At 40.9% G+C, this 19,981-nt stretch carries 17 protein-coding genes, 4 tRNA genes and 4 pseudogenes; 23 read left to right on the forward strand and 2 right to left on the reverse strand.

Translation table 11 applies throughout. The annotated features are described in order from the left end of the window. Window positions 1-414: 414 nt before the first annotated feature. The 14 genes and pseudogenes from ybgC to PN838_RS22145 all read left to right on the forward strand — a co-directional run bounded on the left by ybgC (window position 415) and on the right by PN838_RS22145 (window position 7,582). Window positions 415-813 (forward strand): tol-pal system-associated acyl-CoA thioesterase, encoded by a 399-nt coding sequence (gene ybgC / locus PN838_RS22080; protein ID WP_215965043.1) that lies wholly within the window; start codon window positions 415-417, stop codon window positions 811-813. Beyond that, window positions 803-1,491: pseudogene (gene tolQ, locus PN838_RS22085) on the forward strand (protein TolQ). The gene ybgC and the pseudogene tolQ overlap by 11 nt, the downstream one beginning before the upstream one ends. Further along, on the forward strand, window positions 1,492-1,923 hold the full coding sequence (tolR, locus tag PN838_RS22090; RefSeq protein WP_370661060.1) for a protein TolR: 432 nt from the start codon (window positions 1,492-1,494) through the stop codon (window positions 1,921-1,923). Beyond that, entirely contained in the window at window positions 1,923-2,261 is a 339-nt protein-coding gene (locus PN838_RS22095; RefSeq protein ID WP_272181986.1) for a cell envelope integrity TolA family protein, read from the forward strand. Before tolR ends, PN838_RS22095 begins: the two co-directional genes overlap by 1 nt. A 182-nt stretch (window positions 2,262-2,443) precedes the next feature. After that, a pseudogene (gene tolA / locus PN838_RS22100) lies at window positions 2,444-2,862 on the forward strand (cell envelope integrity protein TolA). After that, the gene (gene tolB, locus PN838_RS22105) at window positions 2,863-4,218 is read left to right on the forward strand and encodes a Tol-Pal system beta propeller repeat protein TolB (RefSeq protein WP_272181987.1); all 1,356 of its coding nucleotides are present in this window, start codon (window positions 2,863-2,865) and stop codon (window positions 4,216-4,218) included. Window positions 4,219-4,253: 35 nt separating this feature from the next. After that, a complete protein-coding gene (gene pal, locus PN838_RS22110) occupies window positions 4,254-4,817 on the forward strand; it encodes a peptidoglycan-associated lipoprotein Pal (protein ID WP_215965039.1) in 564 nt (187 codons plus the stop codon). A 48-nt stretch (window positions 4,818-4,865) separates the two neighbouring features. After that, window positions 4,866-5,144 carry a YbgF trimerization domain-containing protein gene (locus PN838_RS22115; protein ID WP_272181988.1) on the forward strand — a complete coding sequence of 93 codons (279 nt, stop codon included), beginning with the start codon at window positions 4,866-4,868 and terminating at the stop codon, window positions 5,142-5,144. Between the two features lie 39 nt (window positions 5,145-5,183). Continuing rightward, the gene (gene ybgF, locus PN838_RS22120) at window positions 5,184-5,579 is read left to right on the forward strand and encodes a tol-pal system protein YbgF (RefSeq protein ID WP_272181989.1); all 396 of its coding nucleotides are present in this window, start codon (window positions 5,184-5,186) and stop codon (window positions 5,577-5,579) included. 164 nt (window positions 5,580-5,743) lie between these two features. Continuing rightward, window positions 5,744-5,819: transfer RNA gene (locus PN838_RS22125), tRNA-Lys, on the forward strand. Window positions 5,820-5,840: 21 nt separating this feature from the next. After that, window positions 5,841-5,916 (forward strand) — tRNA-Lys (locus PN838_RS22130). Window positions 5,917-5,941: 25 nt separating this feature from the next. Beyond that, window positions 5,942-6,017: transfer RNA gene (locus PN838_RS22135), tRNA-Lys, on the forward strand. 317 nt (window positions 6,018-6,334) lie between these two features. Further along, window positions 6,335-7,390: pseudogene (nadA, locus tag PN838_RS22140) on the forward strand (quinolinate synthase NadA). Window positions 7,391-7,492: 102 nt separating this feature from the next. Beyond that, window positions 7,493-7,582: transfer RNA gene (locus PN838_RS22145), tRNA-Ser, on the forward strand. A gap of 701 nt (window positions 7,583-8,283) precedes the next feature. Here the strand turns inward: PN838_RS22145 and katG are convergent. Further along, window positions 8,284-10,479, reverse strand: a pseudogene (gene katG, locus PN838_RS22150) (catalase/peroxidase HPI). A gap of 663 nt (window positions 10,480-11,142) precedes the next feature. Here katG and PN838_RS22155 point away from each other — a divergent pair. The 3 genes from PN838_RS22155 to rimI all read left to right on the forward strand — a co-directional run bounded on the left by PN838_RS22155 (window position 11,143) and on the right by rimI (window position 12,914). Then, the gene (locus tag PN838_RS22155) at window positions 11,143-11,760 is read left to right on the forward strand and encodes a hypothetical protein (RefSeq protein ID WP_272181990.1); all 618 of its coding nucleotides are present in this window, start codon (window positions 11,143-11,145) and stop codon (window positions 11,758-11,760) included. Window positions 11,761-12,025: 265 nt separating this feature from the next. Further along, entirely contained in the window at window positions 12,026-12,454 is a 429-nt protein-coding gene (locus PN838_RS22160) for a hypothetical protein (protein WP_272181991.1), read from the forward strand. Window position 12,455: 1 nt separating this feature from the next. Further along, window positions 12,456-12,914 (forward strand): ribosomal protein S18-alanine N-acetyltransferase, encoded by a 459-nt coding sequence (gene rimI, locus PN838_RS22165; RefSeq protein WP_272181992.1) that lies wholly within the window; start codon window positions 12,456-12,458, stop codon window positions 12,912-12,914. A gap of 580 nt (window positions 12,915-13,494) precedes the next feature. On the opposite strand, the gene PN838_RS22170 is transcribed toward rimI, so the two are convergent. Continuing rightward, the gene (locus PN838_RS22170; protein WP_272181993.1) at window positions 13,495-14,307 is read right to left on the reverse strand and encodes a pectate lyase family protein; all 813 of its coding nucleotides are present in this window, start codon (window positions 14,305-14,307) and stop codon (window positions 13,495-13,497) included. Between the two features lie 241 nt (window positions 14,308-14,548). Between PN838_RS22170 and PN838_RS22175 the strand changes: the two genes are divergently transcribed. The 6 genes from PN838_RS22175 to PN838_RS22200 all read left to right on the forward strand — a co-directional run bounded on the left by PN838_RS22175 (window position 14,549) and on the right by PN838_RS22200 (window position 19,979). Continuing rightward, window positions 14,549-14,827: a hypothetical protein gene (locus PN838_RS22175; protein WP_272181994.1), complete on the forward strand. Its 279-nt coding sequence runs from the start codon at window positions 14,549-14,551 to the stop codon at window positions 14,825-14,827. Further along, a complete protein-coding gene (locus PN838_RS22180) occupies window positions 14,814-15,332 on the forward strand; it encodes a TonB-dependent receptor plug domain-containing protein (RefSeq protein WP_334313552.1) in 519 nt (172 codons plus the stop codon). Before PN838_RS22175 ends, PN838_RS22180 begins: the two co-directional genes overlap by 14 nt. A gap of 202 nt (window positions 15,333-15,534) precedes the next feature. Beyond that, window positions 15,535-17,463 (forward strand): TonB-dependent receptor domain-containing protein, encoded by a 1,929-nt coding sequence (locus tag PN838_RS22185; RefSeq protein WP_272181996.1) that lies wholly within the window; start codon window positions 15,535-15,537, stop codon window positions 17,461-17,463. 46 nt (window positions 17,464-17,509) lie between these two features. Next, window positions 17,510-18,685 carry a hypothetical protein gene (locus tag PN838_RS22190; RefSeq protein WP_272181997.1) on the forward strand — a complete coding sequence of 392 codons (1,176 nt, stop codon included), beginning with the start codon at window positions 17,510-17,512 and terminating at the stop codon, window positions 18,683-18,685. Then, a complete protein-coding gene (locus PN838_RS22195) occupies window positions 18,658-19,362 on the forward strand; it encodes a hypothetical protein (RefSeq protein WP_272181998.1) in 705 nt (234 codons plus the stop codon). Before PN838_RS22190 ends, PN838_RS22195 begins: the two co-directional genes overlap by 28 nt. Window positions 19,363-19,709: 347 nt before the next feature. Beyond that, window positions 19,710-19,979: a hypothetical protein gene (locus tag PN838_RS22200; protein ID WP_272181999.1), complete on the forward strand. Its 270-nt coding sequence runs from the start codon at window positions 19,710-19,712 to the stop codon at window positions 19,977-19,979. The last annotated feature ends 2 nt before the right edge of the window (window positions 19,980-19,981 follow it).

Genomic DNA, 19,981 nt, shown 5'->3' on the forward strand with positions numbered 1-19,981 from the left:
AAATTGAACGGGCAAAATATAAAGGAGGAATAAATTCCAGGGAACATGAATAGGAGAAGTTTACAAAATTCGATAACTTCACATCTGAACGACACAACCCGTCCAGAAGATGTGCGTATATTAATTATCTAGAGCAATTACTTCAAACTAAAAAAATTGATATTTCGGATTAGAATTACTAATCTGATTTTTGCTGTGTTCATACAAATATGACGTTAATATTAAATTTAGACCGGCTGAGCCTTTTTATTTGTAGCGCGTGTGGCGATTTGTTTTTTTATTGAACGATACAAAAATAAGTAATGTCAAAATTATTTCACCAAATAAAAATGCAACTTTATGCAGAGTTTTTACTCTACAGAGGGGATAATCGGCTTATTATTCATCGGACGTGCATAAACATGAGGGAGTGAAGTGTTTAAATTACCTATCCGAATTTATTATGAAGACACAGACGCAGGTGGTATCGTTTACCACGCAAACTATTTAAAGTTCTGTGAAAGAGGTAGAACTGAGTATTTAAGGCATTTGGGTATTGAACAAGACGAATATCTTAAGCAGAATATAGCCTTTGTCGTAAAGTCCATGCAAATTGACTTTAAAGTCGCCGCAAAATTTAATGATGAAGTTGTGGTACTAACAGAAATAAAACAAATTAAACGCGCTAGTGTTGAATTTATTCAAACAATTATAAATAACAAAGAGCAATCTGTTTTTACTGCAGATGTACAGGTTGCTTGTATTGATCTGACGAAGATGAAGCCTAAGGCTATCCCGTCAGACATTTTAGAGGTTTTAGAAAGTGCAAGCTGATATTAGTTTTTGGGGATTGTTTTGGGAAGCCAGCTTTATTGTTAAGTTGGTAATGTTAACGCTGTTGGGATTGTCGATAGCGTCGTGGGCGCTTATTTTCCAACGTCGAAAAGTCCTTGCGGATGCAGAAATAAATACAAAAAAGTTTGAAGACAAATTTTGGTCGGGTGTTGATTTAAGCCGTTTATATAGCGAAATGACCGCGAGACAAAATGTTGATGGCTTAGAAGCATTGTTTAAAGATGGATTTAAAGAGTTTGCTCGCCTAAAGAAGAACAGTGTCAGTTCTGCTCAAGTATATATGGACGGAACCCACAGAGCCATGCGTGTTCGCTTATCTCGTGAAGTGGAGCAACTGGAAAGTCATCTTAGTTTTTTGGCGACGGTTGGTTCAATTAGCCCATATATTGGGTTGTTTGGTACGGTTTGGGGATCATGAATGCTTTCCTAGCCCTTGGTCAAGTTCAACAAGCAACACTAAGCATGGTAGCACCTAGTATTGCAGAGGCGCTTATCGCAACCGCGATGGGGTTATTTGCAGCTATCCCTTCGGTTCTAGCCTATAACAGCTTTGCCCGTCGAGTCGAAATTCTTGAAACGAGCTATGTTAACTTCTGTGAAGAGTTTGCCAACATTTTGCATCGTCAAGTTACTGCTAACGTGAGCACAACCCTTTAAATGTCGATGCAATATAACAAACGAAAACGAAAGCCAGTCGCTGAGATCAATGTTGTTCCTTACATTGATGTTATGCTGGTATTGCTTATTATCTTCATGGTTACCGCGCCTTTGGTTACGCAGGGCGTGAAAGTCGATTTACCACAAGCGTCTGCTGAACCATTAGAAGATGAATCTAAACCACCGATGATCGCTTCGATTAACGATAAAGGGGAATACTTTTTATCGACCGGCGGCGAGCCTTCAGAAGATCCGATGTCAGCAACAGACCTTGCTGTCTTGGTGGCCGCGCAATTGCAAATTGACCCAGAAACCCCAGTAATCGTTAAAGCTGATCGTAAAATTGCATACAACTATGTGATAGAACTTATGGTCTTATTACAACGAGCTGGCGCGCCTTCTGTTGGGCTTATGACGGAGCCAAAAGAGTGATGAGTCAGTCAACATCGTTAGTCCATTTAGCGAAGTCTTTTGGTATTCATATCGTATTTGGAACGATCTTGGTCGCCAGTTTCAGTTTTGAAGCACCAAAAGAAACCCCAGATGAATCTCCTGAAATTTCAACTATCGACGCTGTTGTTATCGACCAAACGTCGTTAGATCAGCAAGTGAAACGTATTCAAAAAGAGAAAGCGGATAAAAAAGCCGCGGAAGAAAAGCGGGTACGTGAACTCGAAAAACGTGCCGAGCAAGCTAAGCGAGATCTGAAAGACTTGGATAAGCAGAAAAAGACAGTAAAAAAGCTGCGGAAGACGCCAAGAAAAAGCTAAATTAGAAAAAGAAAAAGCAAGAAAAGAACAAGCGAAAGCAGATAAAGCCAAAAAGAACGTGTTGAACGTGAAAAAGAGGCGGCAAAAGCAAATCAAGCAGCAGCAGAAGCTAAGCGTAAAAAGAGCGTGAACAAAAAGCGCTTAAAGATGCAGAGCAAAAGCGTAAAGCTGAAGCTGAACGTCTGGAAAAAGAAAGGCTAGAAAAAGAACGAAAAGAAAAAGAAGCCAAAGCGTTAGCCGCGGAACAAGCTATTCAGGAAAAAATGTTGCAAGAACAATTGCAACAAGAGCAAGCAATTCGTAATAAAGCGCGACAAAAAGTTGTACTTACAGAGGTCAACAAGTATAAAGCGCTTATTACCTCGAAAATTAAACAAAAACTCATTGTGGATGAGAGTATGAGAGGTAAATCGTGCCTTCTTAATATTAGATTGGCATCAAGCGGCTTAGTTATTAAAGTAACTGTGCTATCTGGGAAACCTCTATTTGTGAGGCGGCCCAGCGAGCAGTATTAAAAGCCGACACGTTACCTGTATCAAAAGAAGACGATGTCTATCAACAATTAAAAGACATCAATTTAACTGTAAAACCGGAGCTGTAAATGAGTCGTAAACTGTTTTTAATTTTAGGTTTGACGTTGTTGGCGTTCTCTCAAACGTCCAAAGCCGCCCTAGAAATAGTAATTACAGAAGGAATCGATACTGCTCGTCCAATAGCAGTAGTGCCATTTAAGTATGAAGGTACAGCTAATATTCCGTTGAATATTTCTGAAATCATCGCAGCGGACTTAATGCGCAGTGGTAAATTTAAGCCTTTATTAATTGATCAAATGCCGCAGTTGCCAAAAAATGATGGTGAAGTGGATTATTCGTCTTGGACAGCCGAAGGTGTTGAAGCGATATTGGTCGGTGAAATTACTGATAACGCGCTTGATCGTTTTACCGTTAGTTTTGAATTAATTGACGTACTTCGTGGTCAAATTACAGGTGGTGCAGTACAAGTTTTACAAAATGGTCGTTTGGTAGAAACAAAAGATCATATTATGGATAGCCGTCAAGTTGTTATCAGTACTGGCCAGTTCCGCCGTTATGCACATCGCATTAGTGATATCGCTTATGAGAAATTAACCGGTGAGCGCGGCGCATTTTTAACACGTATAGCATATGTCACAATTAATCATGAGGACGAGAGTTACCCATACAAACTAATTGTAGCTGACTACGATGGTGCGAATGAGCAAATTTTACTTCGTTCTAAAGAGCCGCTAATGTCACCATCTTGGTCACCAGATGGCGCTAAGCTTGCGTACGTTACGTTTGAGAACGATCGTTCGCAGATTTACATCCAGGATATTTATACGGGGAAACGTCAATTAGTCACCTCATATGACGGTATTAATGGTGCACCACAATGGGGGCCATTGGGTAAACGTTTAGCATTAGTTTTGTCGAAAGACGGCAATCCTGAACTTTATGTGCTAGAACTAGCAAATAAAACCTTGACGAGATTGACACGACATCGCAGTATCGACACCGAGCCTAGTTGGTCTCCAGATGGTAAATTTATCGTTTTCAGTTCAGAACGGGGTGGAAATGCGCAACTTTATAGCGTAAATTTGGCGACTAAACGAGTTAAACGTTTAACATTTGAGGGTGAAATGAACCTTGGTGGTTCGATTACCCCAAATGGAAAAGAGTTGGTTTTAGTTAACAGGACACAGGGTAAATACCATATCGCTAAACAAGAATTGGCGACGGGTAACTTTCAAGTCCTGACAACAACTCGATTAGATGAAAGTCCGAGCATTGCACCAAACGGTTCAATGATTATTTATAGCACCATGCATGGCAATGGGCAGGTATTGGCATTAGTGTCGATAGACGGACGATTTAAAGCAAGATTACCGGCTGCGAACGGACAAGTTAAGTCTCCGGCGTGGTCACCATTTTTTAAATAATTAATTAACGTATTACAAAAAAAGGATACTAAATAATGCAATTTAGCAAAATTACTAAAGGTTTATTAATCGCTATTCCAGCTTTAGTATTAACTGCATGTGGTTCTACTTCAGAAGAAGAACTTCAAGGTGCAGCGCAACAAACTAATGGTCAGCAAGCACAGTCTGCACAAACAGAATCTATGGCCGCTGAAACAAACAATATTGAAGTTGCTACTGTTGAAAAAGCGTTAACGCCAGCAGAAGTACAACAGCAAAAATTTGCAGCATTAATGCAAACACAAACAATCTATTTTGATTATGACCGTTCAAAGGTCGATGCAAAATATCTTGAGTTGTTGCAAGCACATGCTGACTACCTAATTAAAAACCCTTCTGCAAAAGTGAAAGTTGAAGGTCACTGTGACGAACGTGGTACTCCTGAGTACAACATCGCTCTTGGCGAACGTCGTGGTAAAGCGGTAGCACAATACCTACAAAGCTTAGGTGTTTCAGCAATGCAGATCTCTACTGTTTCTTACGGTGAAGAGAAGCCAATTGATTTAAGCCGTACAACTGAAGGTTTTGCTAAAAACCGTCGTGCTGAATTAGTTTACTAATCTTCCATTTGGATGCATATGAGATTCTCGCTTATAGCGTTGATGATTGTGAACGGAGCAGCCTTAGCGGCTGCTCCTGTTTCTGATCTTTCATCGAGTTCTACTACCTCTAGTCAAATCGAACAACTGCAACGTCTGATTCAGGCGCGTGGTGCTTCGCAAGTTGCCTTACAGCAACAGCTAAATGAATTGCAAGAGGAAGTCAGTGAACTTAGAGGGATAACAGAAACTCACAGCCATAAACTTGAACAAATAGTGGATCGACAACGAGAGCTTTATCTTGAAATCGAAAGACGTTTATCATCTGTTCAGGCAATTGAACCCTAGGTTGAGGAAACAGTAAACGATACTGCTGACTCAAATGAAGTGTCTTATGGCGGTACTTTAGGCGAAAATGAAGCCTACGACCAAGCTGTAAACTTGATCTTAAAAGAACGTCGTTATGACGACGCAATTCCTGAGTTTCAATCCTTTATAAAAACATTCCCAAATTCTATCTATATTGCCAATGCGCATTATTGGTTGGGTCAGTTATTATTTAATAAAGCGAAGTATGACGAGGCAAAAGTACATTTTGACAAAGTCATTCGTTCATTCCCTGATTCTAATAAGCGCAGTGACGCACTATTGAAGCAAGGAACAGTTTATCAAAAGCTGGATAATAATAGTGAAGCTAAAAAGCTGTTTGAACAGGTTATTAGTGAATACCCAGATTCAAACGCAGCAGGCTTAGCAAAGTCTAGATTGACGAGTTTAAATTAGATAAGTATGTTTTTTAACGCTTTCGTACGATATTTGTCCGAAAGCGTCTAAAATCAAAAATTATTGATAAAATAACTTGCACCAGACTTTTAAATAAGTATTATATGCGCCCGCGGCAAGGGGAAGATACTTCCTTTCGAGACGCAGTTTTAACAGAATATAGTGGGTCATTAGCTCAGTTGGTAGAGCAGTTGACTTTTAATCAATTGGTCGATGGTTCGAATCCATCATGACCCACCACTTATTCTGACTTGTTTTGATGGGTCATTAGCTCAGTTGGTAGAGCAGTTGACTTTTAATCAATTGGTCGATGGTTCGAATCCATCATGACCCACCATCAAACAAGCACTCCAATTTTAAGTGGGTCATTAGCTCAGTTGGTAGAGCAGTTGACTTTTAATCAATTGGTCGATGGTTCGAATCCATCATGACCCACCACTTAAAACCTCCCTTTATTACATCAAAACTAAATCCTTATAAATATTGCACTTGTCATGATTGGATGAAAATCATCGATATGGTTCTTCTATTTTGGATTAGAAACTCAATTAAGCTTCTAACTATAATTAGAAAGGCATTGAAATTTACATTGCAGTAGACGCTGTTCAGGCTTCTGTAAACTTTTAGTCGATAAACAAAAAGTTGCAGACATATGTTATTTGCATTTTGCACAGTGTTCACTTTGCCAATTGAGTGACATTAGAACTCAGTCCTGTATAATTATTCGAAGATTTTTTAGCTTAATTAAATTAGATATGAGCCTAGCAAAAGCCGTTAAACAAGATTACCCATTTCCTGCAAAACCAATACCTCTTAATGATAGCGAGCAACAAGCTTATAAAGATCGCATCAAGCAGTTATTGATTGAAAAAATGCAGTACTTGTCGCCCATTATTATACCGATCCTGAAATTCAAGCTCTTGCCGAAGAAACCGGCGGTTGTGTTGCCGATTCATTGGAAATGGCACGTTTTGGCAATCAGCACGAAGCAAAAACCTTATTGGTCGCTGGCGTTAAATTTATGGGCGAAACGGCAAAAATCCTGACCCCAGAAAAAACAGTGTTGATGCCAACATTAGAAGCGACTTGTTCTTTAGATTTGGGGTGTCCTGTTGACCGCTTCTCTGCGTTTTGTGACGCTCATCCTGACCATACAGTCGTTGTTTATGCAAATACCTCTGCGGCGGTTAAAGCACGTGCCGATTGGGTTGTAACATCGAGTATCGCACTTGAAGTTATTGACCACCTAGAGGCTGAAGGTAAACCAATCATTTGGGGGCCTGATCGCCATTTGGGCAGTTATATCAATAATCAAACCGGCGCTAATATGCTGTTGTGGGATGGGGAATGTATCGTTCACGACGAATTTTCGTCAAAAGCGTTAGCCGATCTTAAAAATGTATATCCTGACGCAGCGATATTAGTTCACCCAGAATCGCCAGCTTCTGTTGTTGCGATGGCAGACGCCGTCGGATCTACATCACAGTTAATCAAATCTTCTACAGAAATGAGCAATGATACTTTTATTGTCGCGACTGATCGTGGCATTTTTTATAAGATGCAACAAGCTAACCTAAGGCAAGACGTTTATAGAAGCTCCAACGGCTGGTAACGGCGCAACATGTAAAAGTTGTGCACACTGTCCGTGGATGGCAATGAACGGTCTTAAAGCGTTAGAGGAAGCATTGGTTAACGTTGTCGGTCACGAAGTTTTTGTCGATGAAACATTAGCTGAAAAAGCGATGATCCCACTGACTAGAATGCTCAATTTTGCCGCTGACAACAAAGTAAAAGTTAAAGGTAACGCTTAGCCTATTCGGTTGAATTATCACCAACTAGCAGGTGGTATCAATAAATAGGCTTGCAGAAAGCCGCGTAATTCAATAGTATGGCGCGGCTTTAAAAAGCAATGCGGAGAGGTGGCTGAGTGGCTGAAGGCGCACGCCTGGAAAGTGTGTTTAGGGTAAAACCTAACGAGGGTTCGAATCCCTCTCTCTCCGCCATTATTTAGAAAACCCGTTAATCGAGAGATTAACGGGTTTTTGCTTTCTGAAGATAAAATAAACTAAAACCAAGCATATTTGAGTTTGTGCAACTCGCCATAACAACTCCTAGATTTTCTTAAATCTTAGCCTGCGCTTCATTTTCGATATTCTATAGAAAGTATTTGACCGACTGGTCGTTGATAATTTTTGCGTTAAACAATTTCTAATGTTTTTCTAAGTGTAATTGTGCCAACAAAAATTGATCCACTCGCATCTATGCATTGCCTAAAATTGTATGTGCTAAGGATTCATCTGGATGTTGGTTAGTAAATTCCTATGATGTTTTAATTGCTTCAATATTAAGCTGAGTTGTGGCGCAGTGATATAGACTGATTAGTTTGAGATATTATGGGTATTTGACATTTCGCTTTGGTTAATAGTTTTTTGTTATGTACTTGCTCTGTACACATTAAAAAACAAATTTGATAATTATAGAGTTCTTGCCGTGATTGCCGGTATTCTGGGGATTATTTTTCCAGCTTCTTTAGTTTATATCGCGATTTTATCAGCAATAGGTGAAAGTAAAATCCGGCAAATTTATTTACCGGATTTTTGTATTGCTTTCTTCAAAAATATACTAGTGTTAGTCGATTAATTATCGACTTATAAATCTAAGCCAAACCAAATGAGCAATCTAGATCTCGTGGGTGAAAGAATCTCTATATTAGATCAAATCGGTCCAGATTCATTACTTTGGTCCAAGGCACTAACAAAGTCTTTTACAAACTTATCTTTAGCATCTTCACTCGCGTAGACTTCCGCAATGGCTCGTAATTCAGAATTAGAACCGATGGCTAAATCTACGCTAGTCGCGGTCCATTTTACATTATTTGATTTACGGTCTAGCCCTTCAAAGTGGAAGCGTTTATCTGCTTTTTGCCACTTGGTATCCATCGATAACAAATTAACTAAGTAATCATTGCTCAAAGCACCGACATTGTCTGTAAGAACCCCAAGGCTATTTGACTGATAGTTGACATTCATTACCCGTAAACCAGCTACTAACACAACCATTTCTGGGGCGGTAAGATTCAATAATTGGGCTTTGTCGAGCAAAACTTCTTCTGGTGAAATTGATGCGGTAGTCGAAACAAAGTTACGGAATCCATCCACTTTAGGTTCAAGTACAGCAAATGATTCGCTATCGGTTTGCTCTGCGGTAGCATCACTGCGACCTAGGGCAAATGGCACTGTTAGCTTTGTACCAGCGGCTTCTGCGGCTTGCTCTACCGAAAGGTTCCCGGCTAAAACAATTAGGTCGGCAATAGAGACTTGTTTACCTGAATGCTGGCCGTTAAATTCTGCTTGAATGGTATTTAACACCGTTAACACTTTTTGCAATTGAGCAGGTTGATTTACTTGCCAATCTTTTTGTGGTGCTAAACGTATACGAGAACCATTGGCGCCACCACGTTTATCTGAATTACGATAAGTCGAGGCTGAAGACCACGCGGTATAAGCCATCTCAGTGCCTGATAAACCAGAATTTATTAAACGTTGTTTTAAGCTGTCAATATCAGCTTCGTTTATTAACTCACTATGGCGTGGCAGGTATTGGATCTTGCCAAATTAACTCTTCACTCGGTACGTCAGAACCTAAGTAGCATGACTTTGGTCCCATATCTCTGTGGGTAAGTTTAAACCATGCACGGGCAAATACGTCTGCAAATAACGCCGGGTCTTGATGGAAACGTTTTGAGATTGGACCGTAAATCGGATCCATTCTCAGCGCCATATCCGCCGTCGTCATTATCGTGGTGACTTTTTTAGAACTGTCATGTGCACTTGGTGCTAAATGCGCTTGATCAGGGTTTATCGGAACCCACTGCCAAGCACCGGCTGGGCTTTTACTAAATCCCAATCATAACCAAATAGGACATCAAAATACCCCATATCCCACTGCGTTGGGTTTGCTGTCCATGCGCCTTCAATGCCACTTGTAATGGTGTCATCGCCACTACCAGAGCCATGAGTGCTTATCCAACCAAGACCCATTTGTTCAAGCGGAGCGGCTTCTGGTTCTTTTCCAACATGCGCTGCATCGCCAGCGCCGTGGCATTTACCAAACGTATGACCGCCTGCAATAAGGGCAACTGTTTCTTCATCGTCCATTGCCATTCGAGCAAAGGTTTCTCTTATGTCTTTACCAGAAGCAATAGCACTTGGTTCGCCATTTGGCCCTTCTGGATTTACATAGATAAGCCCCATCTCAACCGCAGCTAAAGGGTTTTCCAAATCACGTTCACCGGTATATCGACCGTCAGTTAGCCATTCAGTTTCTGCTCCCCAGTAAATATCTTCTTCTGGATGCCACACATCTTGGCGACCACCACCAAAACCAAAGGTTTTAAGTCCCATCGATTCAATTGCGCAGTTGCCAGCCAAAATCATCAAGTCAGCCCATGAAATTTGCTTGCCGTACTTTTGTTTTATCGGCCACAATAAACGTCGTGCTTTATCAAGGTTACCATTGTCGGGCCAGCTATTGAGGGGGCAAATCTTTGTGTGCCGGTAGAGGCTCCACCACGACCATCGCCTGTACGGTATGTGCCGGCACTATGCCAAGCCATACGAATGAAAAATGGTCCGTAGTGACCATAGTCAGCTGGCCACCAATCTTGAGAGTCGGTCATTAGAGCGACTAGGTCTTGCTTGATTTGTGGTAAATCTAATTTTTTGAATGATTCTGCGTAGTCAAAACCTTCGTCCATTGGATCCGATTTGGTATCGTTTTGACGAAGGATTTTTATGTTTAATTGTTCTGGCCACCAATCCATATTTTTGGTGCCGTGACCGCCCATTTGAGTATTGCTACCATGAACAAAAGGACATTTGCCGTTTGAATTGTTATCCATATTCTTCCCCTTTTCGGGTTTATTAATTGTAGTGACATATCAACTGTAGTTGAAAGTTGTGTAATCTCTAATCACAAAAAGCGATTGAGCAAAGTACAAAAATAAATGGAACCTTGTTCGCCGCGCTTGTTTGAGTTTTTGCCATAACCTTTCTGTCTTTTTAAGGTGATGTTAAAAAGACAATTAACCCGTAATTCAAGGGGTTATGTCAGCTTTTAATCTTTTTCCTTTTTGTTTGACAACGTGGTTTGACAGGGCAAGAATAATATTAGGGAATTTCGATAATTAAGTATAATGAGCAAAATCAATAATTACGATTGATAAAATAGAACGTTCGACAATTGCTTAAATTCGTTGTTAAAACTGACATCCCGTATAAATTTAATACACATCTAGACTTTACTTAAGCACGATAGTTGGAAATTCCCCATAGTAGAGTTACTTGATGAGGAGATAGGTTTAATCTTTATACGTGTACATACTTCCAGTTATTGTCTGTACAGGTTGGCGACATGTACAGTATCTACAGGGAACGACGATGACATGGATGTTAAACATAGTGGTTGGAAAGGGATTTCTAAGCACTTAATTTTGAAAAGGAAGTTGAAATGACCAGATTAAGCGCACCCGACGTAATTGCTTGCCCATATTGTGGTCAAAAACATGAACGAAGTCAGCCTGACTTCATTTAGTAATTTTTGGTCAGTCGAATATTCCGATGGTGGGTCGACATTTGCGCCTTACGACTGCGGCGTTGTCATTGGTCGTTGTACGGTATGTGACGTACTCATTCCAAATGTAGGTGGTTTAAAATCACTCGGTGAGGTCGTAACGATTAAACGGGTTTACCCTTCATTCTGGCGGAGTTTGTTTGGACTAGATTTGGTATTTGATGTTGAAAAACCATTTCAATTACCTGAGCTACCCTTACCTGAATTACCCGATTGGTTCGAGGCGGCGACAATAACAACAGCAAGTCTAATTCCTGTGCCACTGCAACGTCAGTGTCAACTCATTGCCATGCACAAATATAATCAATTGTTGGTGGCGAAACGGAGTTGGCAGCATCAAGATTTTATTTGGAAAGTCCAATATCGAGCTAAACACCAAGAAATCGAAAATCAAATATTGTTGCGATTTAATAGGCAAAGTAATAAGGCATCTAATTGTAACTTAGTGAAAGGTGGTGATGACTCATTTGAGTTTGACGCTATGGTGGCTGCTGATATTTATCGTAGAAGGGGCTGTTTGATAGCGCTAAACGCTGTTTGGAAAAGGTAACCGACGATAGCTATCAATATCGTAAAACCTTATTAATGCAATGGATCCTCGATAAAAATAGATACTTGATGATAGTGCCAAATCAACGTCTTTGTGATTAGCGCAGGTATTTGTTTATTGAGCAAAACATATAAAGACTTTTTCATCGGTTTTTGTACCATTTGATAATCGCAAAAAATGGTGTGTAACGTGTATTCAAACCTTCAGCAACAAGCATTAGCAGAACTTGGGATCCAAGTTTTAGATTTGCAATCAAATCACTAAGGTGACTCAACAGCAAGTCCCGGCTGATCTGAAAGTCACATCGCTAAACCACGAAGCAAACAATACAAGTACAATACAACCGAATCGTGCTAACTCTTCGACAACGATATCCAGCAGTCGCCCATCGCTCTCAAGTTTATTATCAAAACAGAATACCCAACAAGCCGCTAAACCCACTATCGTTTATTTACCTTGGGATAAGGTAGATAAAGAGTGGTTAACTGACTTACGGGTGTTGTTTCCTAATTTAGTTGTTGAGGCCGATAAGTTACAACTTAATGGGCAGCTAGCGTGGCGATTAATATCGGAGCCAAATCAAGTCAGTTTTGAATTTCCGCAGTTAACAACATCCCCATTAGAGTCATTGTCAGTCCACAATAAAAAAGCCATATGGGCATTTTTATCCGACTACGTACAAGACCCTAAATAACATGAAAATCATTGAGTTAAATTTAAGTCACATTACCCAAATCGTCAGTGTTGAACAGCAAAGTCACCTGACACCTTGGAGTGAAAAAACCATTGAGGGAAGTTTTGGTTCTCGCAGTCACAATTTTGGTTTGTTTAAAAAAGCTAAACCGCTTGATGAACTCGTCGGTTATTGTTTTACTGACTTGGTCGCAGGTGAATTGAGTATTGAAAATATTTGTATTGCGAAACAACATCAAAATAAAGGTCATGGCGGCCAGTTATTAGGACAAGTATTAGAACAAGCTGTTGTCCTAAATGCAGACCAAGTCTTTTTGGAAGTCCGAGCTTCTAACCAAGCGGCGATTGCCTTGTATCATCGTTATGGTTTTGTCGAGTGCGGGCGAAGAAAACAATATTATTCTATCCCTGATTCAAACCTCAAAGAAGATGCGATTATGATGTCGCTAAAGTTAGGTTAGCGAAATAATAAGGCTTTGCTTGTTAACGACAGCGACAGCGACAGCAAACCCACGTATCCATGTGGGAAATTCTTCATAAAATTTTGATATTGCTATGGCTTCAAACCAAGCTTTCAAGCTAAGCCTAGTTTGAAAATTCAGCTTGATAGCGTTGAAGAGAACCAATTTGCTCATTTTCATGATCAATAATGCCCGAAGTCACTTTTTTACCCGCCAAAGTATCAACCAATTGCATTAAAACTTCCTTATCAACCGAGTCGTGGAAGTTGCCCTGAGCAGTTTTAAATGCACCGATATCTCTTGTTGTGATTAGAGCATCAATAATCGATTTTGCAGACTGATTTGTCTCGTTTACATGCGCGAATCTCTGTGAGGCCGAGTTAAAAATAGACTCAGTAAATAAGCTAGGAACAGCAGAAGGTTTGATTTTTTTCTTTTATTGTCTCTCACAATCACGCCAAGTAAATTATCATCAAGCCAGCTTTTACCAAAATAGTCATTGCCACTAATATACGCCTGCGCCGATGTTAAACGGTCACTAAACCATAAATCTAAAAAGCGTTCAGCTGTTGTATTTGGCCTATAGTAGATAATAGTTGTTTACCAAGCTGAAGCGGCCATTTTCACTGCCGTACACCGAGTTTTGTCCCCAGTTATAAATGACGTTGTTTACCAACTCTACATATTCTTTATCGATTGGATATGGCGATTTAAGTCTATGGCCATTTAATCTGGGTGTTCGGCTTTTATGATTGGCAACAAGGTTGTTAATGAATGACGCGTTTTGCCCGCCCCAAATACCACCGTAACCATGTTCACCTTTTGGGTGAATCGATTTGTTCAGGCTATTGGAAATAATTGAATATTGCAGAGTGAAGTTTTCATTGTTGTATAAACTGGCGGTTTCGTCTGTACCCCAGCTTATTGAACAATGATCAACAATAACGTTTTTGGTATTTCGAACGGTAAGGGCATCCTCAGCATATCCATAAGTCCCTAAACGAAATCGCATGTGTTGAATAATCACCTCGTCAGCAGATACCACAAATGGTGCACCCACAATAGCAATGCCGCGGGGCGACGATTGGCCTTCGATGGTGACATGGCTGTTATTTATCTTAAGGGGTTTTGATAACTTGATAACCCCCGAAACTGCAAACTGAATAATTCTCGGGTGTTTTTGTTTTAAGGCATGACGCAGTGATCCTGCAGACTCATTATCCTCCAGTGTCGTTACAACATAAATCTCACCACCGTGGCCACCTTGAGTATATTTGCCAAAACCTTTTGCGCCAGCGAATGCAAGCTTGTCAGTTTGAGCAAGCTCAAACGAATGACAACTGATAGGTCCAAACAATAAAGTCTGGAGCAATAAAAACAGCACAAATTTCATAAATGGTTGACCTTTAATCGAGAATTCTGCAAATAAAAATAGATGTTGACATCTTATGAAACATAATGCTAGTTTTTTATGCCACCGGTGGCATAAAGTTAATTTAACACTTAATTAGTGGTCCACGGTGTAATAACTTTTATAAAAATAAAACAGCAAGTGGCGCTAGGATTTGAGTCACTTTTTCTAACAGGTAATCAATTTTTCGGACCTCATTAAGTCCGGATAACGGGGAGCAGGCATGGCTAACTTTCCTTACAGAACGGTAGCGTTGTGTATGGCAGCTGCATTACAAAGTAATGCATATGCGGATGAAGACAATACAACAAAAGCGCAAGAAGACGTTGAAGTTATTGAAGTTCAAGGCGTAAGACAAACGGACTTAAAAGCTCGAGAGCTTGAGCGATTGAAAAAGGGTCTGAGTTCAATAATCGCCAGTGACGATTTGGGTAACTTTGTCGATCAAAACGTAGCTGAATCGCTACGACGTTTGTTAAGGTGTCACACTGCAACGCAGTGAAGGTGAAGGCAAATTTGTTTCAGTACGTGGATTAGGCCCAGGTTTTGTGTCGGTCAATATCAATGGTTCAGAAGCATCTGGTAGCGGCGACGAACGTAAAATCGGATTAGATGCGTTGCCAGCAGATATGCTTGGCACAATCGAAGTTCTAAAAACTTTAACCGCAGATCAAGATCTAAACTCAATTGGTGGTACGGTTAATGTTAAAACAATTTCCGCGTTTGACCGTGGCAAAACCAGCGCAAAAATTAAAGTTCAAGATTCTTACTCTGATCTTCGCGGTGAACACTCACCAAAGATCAGTTTTGACGCAACCCAATTTCTATTCGATAAAACGGTAGGGATTGGTTTTGCGGTTTCTCACGAAGAGCGTAAAACCCAAGTCGATGAAGACCGCCACCACAGCACTGGTGAAATGAAATTTTTGACACAAGACGCTGATGTCGATCCAAATCTAACGGCGGAAGAGAAAAAGCCGAGCTTGCTTCAAGACCTGAGATATTAACGCCACGTCAGTTAGAAGTTCGACGCGAACTTGCGGGAAGAAAACGCTCTGCAGCTTCATTAAATTTAGAGTTTAAACCAAGTGTAGAGAATCTATTTTATTTTCGAGGCAACTACACGCGTTTTACCGATGACGATGTTGCGCTTAGGGAGTTTTTGACTTCCAAGATGCAGGTTCTGTAGGTAGTGGTGAAATCGCCGCGGTGAATCCAAATAACTTTGAATTTGCTTTGACCGATATCGACGTTTTCCACCAGTATTTTATTCAAGAAAGTGAAACGGTTCGAACGTCATTTAGTGTCGGTGGTGAAAACTTAATTGCCGATACGTTTAACATTGCCTATGAATATGCTGAATCAAAGAGCGAAGACGAATCACTTGGTGACCGCAGAGTTCAATTCCGTGAACGTGACCTTGTGGTATATGGGCGCGGTTCTCGTGATGAAATCGTAGGATATCCTATCACGCCCGACAAAGCGGCTGAACTTGGTGGCTACGCTTATACCGACGGAATGTACGGGACTTCGGCATCGGGCGACGCGACGGACCTAAACAACTTTGAATTTGACAACTTGTTTTTAGAGGGCGGTACACGCACCGATGACATCAAAACGGGTAAGTTGGATGTCACCGCTTGGCTTGACCTCGACTTTTTAAGTTACATTAAAGTTGGCGCAATGGTAACTGAACGAGTACATGCTCGTGACAAAAACCGTTGGAGTTTTGATCCATCAGCTGAAGACTGTAATGGCAACGAAGCGTGTATCACTGCGGTTAACTCAACTCATGCTGATTATGCCTCGAGTATTCCTGAAAACAGTAACTTTTTATTCCCATTTGTTTCACAACAAACCGTTGAAGATATTGTCAATGCAACACGTCAAACCGCGGCAGTGGCAACGAATGGTGAAGTCTCGATAGACAGTACAAAAGACGATTATACGATTACTGAAGATACCAAAGCAGTATATGTGATGGCTGAAATTCCAATCAATATTGATATGACACTAACCACTGGTGTCCGTTATGTTGAAACGGATTTCTCATCTACCGGCTTTTTATCTTTAGAAAACGATGACTTTGAATTTAATGGCGCTGGTGGCGGTAACTTAGATATTGCGGTTCCACTACCTGACTCGTCAATTAATTATTCAGAGTTTTACCCGAGTGCACACTTGCGGTGGGAACCAACCGACGAACTATTAGTACGTGCTGCAGTATGGACAAGCTTTACTCGTCCATCCTTCAAACAAGCTAGGGGATTCGCTAAATTCGATAGTGACATCGAGTTGTGCCCACCGCAAAGTGCCGACTGTGACGATGCGCAAGGAAGTGCGACATTATCACAGCTGCAGGATTATATTTTAGGGTCAAATAACTTACTTGATGTCGGTAACCCCAATTTGGTTGCTATGACGTCAATTAACTATGACTTATCGTTAAGTTATTACTTTGACGAAAATCTATTTTTAGAAGCGGCGTTATTTTACAAAGATATCGACAACTTTATTGTTGATGTTAGTGGTGTATCAAGATCGCTTGATGAACTGCCTTTATCTTTGCCAGTCTCACAAGTTACCTCGTTTGTTATTCCCCACGATTTAACCCTAAACCAAGTGAACATTACGCTAAACGGTGAAAAAGCCAAGGTATTTGGTGGTGAGTTTAGCTTTAATAAATACTTTGAAAATGGTTTGTTTGTTCAAAGTAATTTCACTGTTTTAGAAAGTGAAGCGCAACTTGACCCAACTATTCGACTAGACCCAGTGCCTTTGCCTGACCAAGCCGACTTAACTGCAAATTTAAGTTTTGGTTGGGAAAACGACGATATATCGGCACGTATTATCGCCAATTATCGTTCAGAAATTTTGGAAGAAGTCGGTTCGTGCCCTGAAGGGGTCAATGTCAACGATTATACCGAGTGTAAATTGTGGGCCGACCGTTACCAAGACGAACTATCGACAGTCGATTTCAAATTCAAATACCAAATCAACGGCGCTCTGTCTGTTTATTTCGATGCTATTAACCTCACTGAAAATCAAGACCTACGTTATTTCGAAGGTAATGAAAAAGTGGTGGGAACATTATGTATCAAAAAGAAAACTACGGCCGCACCTTCCAACTTGGTGTGACTTACAAGTTGTACTAGGCAGATAGACGCAAGTTAAAGGTTAAATTATGAATAATTTCAATAATAAAAATAGTAAACGAAATATGTTTATCAGCTTCCTGACTGCATCCGTATTATTCGGTTGTGGGGCGGAGAGCACTATAAATGTGAAAGAGCCGCCACCAAAGGCGCTTACCGGTAAGTTTGTCGACAGTCCAGTACAAGGTTTAACGTACAATTCGGATACTGTGGTCAATGGCACGACAAACGAAAATGGCGAATTTCCTTATTTCCGTGGAGAAATAATTACCTTCTCAATTGGCGACTTTGTCTTTCCATCGGTGCCAGTTGCATCGGTGATGACGCCACTTAATTTGTTTAATGCTGATACTGCATTTAGTCAGCCGGTGGTGAATACTTTAAGGTTATTACAATCACTCGATACTGATGGCGATGCCAGTAATGGAATAACAATTAGCGAAGATGCTGCGGCAGCGGCAACAATGACACTTGCGCCGGATCAAACGATTGAACAGTATTTCAATCGCCCAGCAGATGAATTTGCTGCGGATGTTGAAACTTGGTTACCAGCCGCTGGCGGTGCCGCAAGTTTAGTCAGTTATGATGTCGCTGTTGGCCATTTTGTCAGTTATTTAGAAACCGAATTTGGTACGTTATTTGGCAGTTCTTTTAACGTATCTGCGTTCACGGGTAGCGTATTTAACCCAGCGATTGTTGGTCAAGCTGCGGTATTAGCAAATTACAATTTTACCCCAGCTGATGATACTGGCTTGACTGGTTCATATACCTATACAGCGTCGGATTCAACTGAAGTATCGGGAACCTACCATTTTGAGTTTGGCCGCCGAGTACTGACCTTAACCGCTGGCGATGAAGTGACATACTTGGTATCGCGTTCATACAATACTGTTGATGACGTATACAGTTTATGTGTTGAATCAAAATCCGATAAAGGGTTGGCGTCGGTAGTTGCTGCTTGTGCAGAAAACGACGATGACAAGTTAAACTTACTCACATTTAGCCAAGCCCAAGCAGACGCAGAATTGGTTGGTTTGTTAGAGCGAGAAGACGAAGTTGGTTTTGAACTGATAGAAGAATTCAGCACTACAACCGCAGACTTTTTCACTTCTAGCTATCAATCGCTATCAAAAGAGTTAAGTGACAAACCCCTATATGTAAAAACGGGGGCAGCCCAGTGCTGGACTCTGACGCGGGGACATTAACGTTAGCTGGCGCACGTTTTTCAGTGGGCAATGCAGCAGAAGATTTACTTCGTCAAACTACCGAAAGCGATACATTTAGTACCGGTATTTACAATATTAGCGAAGGTTTTACCTTGAGCTTTGATGTAATCGCCCATAATGGCGCTGGTTCGTTGTCTCTTTACGTTGATAACAATACAACGGGTCAAGCCAACTCGGTTCATGGTGCGCCATCTAAGTTTTACGGTAAAGATATCAACGAGGATAACAACCCCGTTGGCCAAACTTTTACCTACACGTATGTCCCGGGACAAGATGTAGTTACTGGTACTGACCTGACGCACATTGATGCTCGAGGTGTTTTAGATACATCAATTACCAATTCATTTTTCCAATTTAGAACGGATAGTGCGGGTAGTATTACCATCGACAATTTGAAAATTGATACGGTAGCGACTGCGGTTGACCCTTCAGATAACTTTATTCCACCGTCAAAAATTGTATTTGAAGACACTGTTGATTTTACAACAGCGACGACGGAAAGCTTATTTAGCCCAGCGTTTTTATCCACAAGTGGTGCAGCTAGTGAAACCGATGATTTAGCATTATTTGTCCGAACTGGCGGCAATGTTGCCGTTGTTGATACAGGTATCGAGCTAAACGGTGGTCGCTTCACTATGGGTAATTATTTACCTTAGCACTGAAACCACAGCGGCTGATTTATTGGCAAGTGGTGTGCTTGATTTAAGCCGTCCATACCAAATTGTGATGGATATTGTGAGTGTCAGCGATGCCGAGGGGATAATACCTTTGAAGTGTATGTCGACAATAACACGAGCTCATCTGCAAATTCGATGCATGGCGAGACCTCACGAATTTTCAAATCTAATATTCTAGATTTAGCGGTTGGTGAACTGGTAATTCAGGTAACGATATTGGTACTGAAACGTCGTTTTTACAATTTAGAACCAGTAGTGACGGTATTGTCGTATTTAACAATTTACGTATTGAATACATCGTTGAAGCACCTGCAATTAAGGTCGCTTTGCCTTATTCAGTAGACTTCACTACGACCACCACAGCAAGTTTGTTCACGCCAGAATTTGCCGCTGTTGATGGTGATGTTGGTCTAACTGGCGACGATGTTGCAATGTTCGAACGCACAGGCGGCAATGTAGATGTTGTAGACCAAGGTGTGCTGTTAGATGCAGGGCGATTCACAATCGGTGATACCAAACCAGAAGTGGAAACTACGGCCGACGATACCTCGACTCGGGGGTATTTGACCTGTCTCGACCTTACAAAATTAAACTAAAT

The sequence above is a fragment of the Psychrosphaera algicola genome (assembly GCF_028401425.1).
Taxonomy (GTDB): Bacteria; Pseudomonadota; Gammaproteobacteria; order Enterobacterales; family Alteromonadaceae; genus Psychrosphaera; species Psychrosphaera algicola.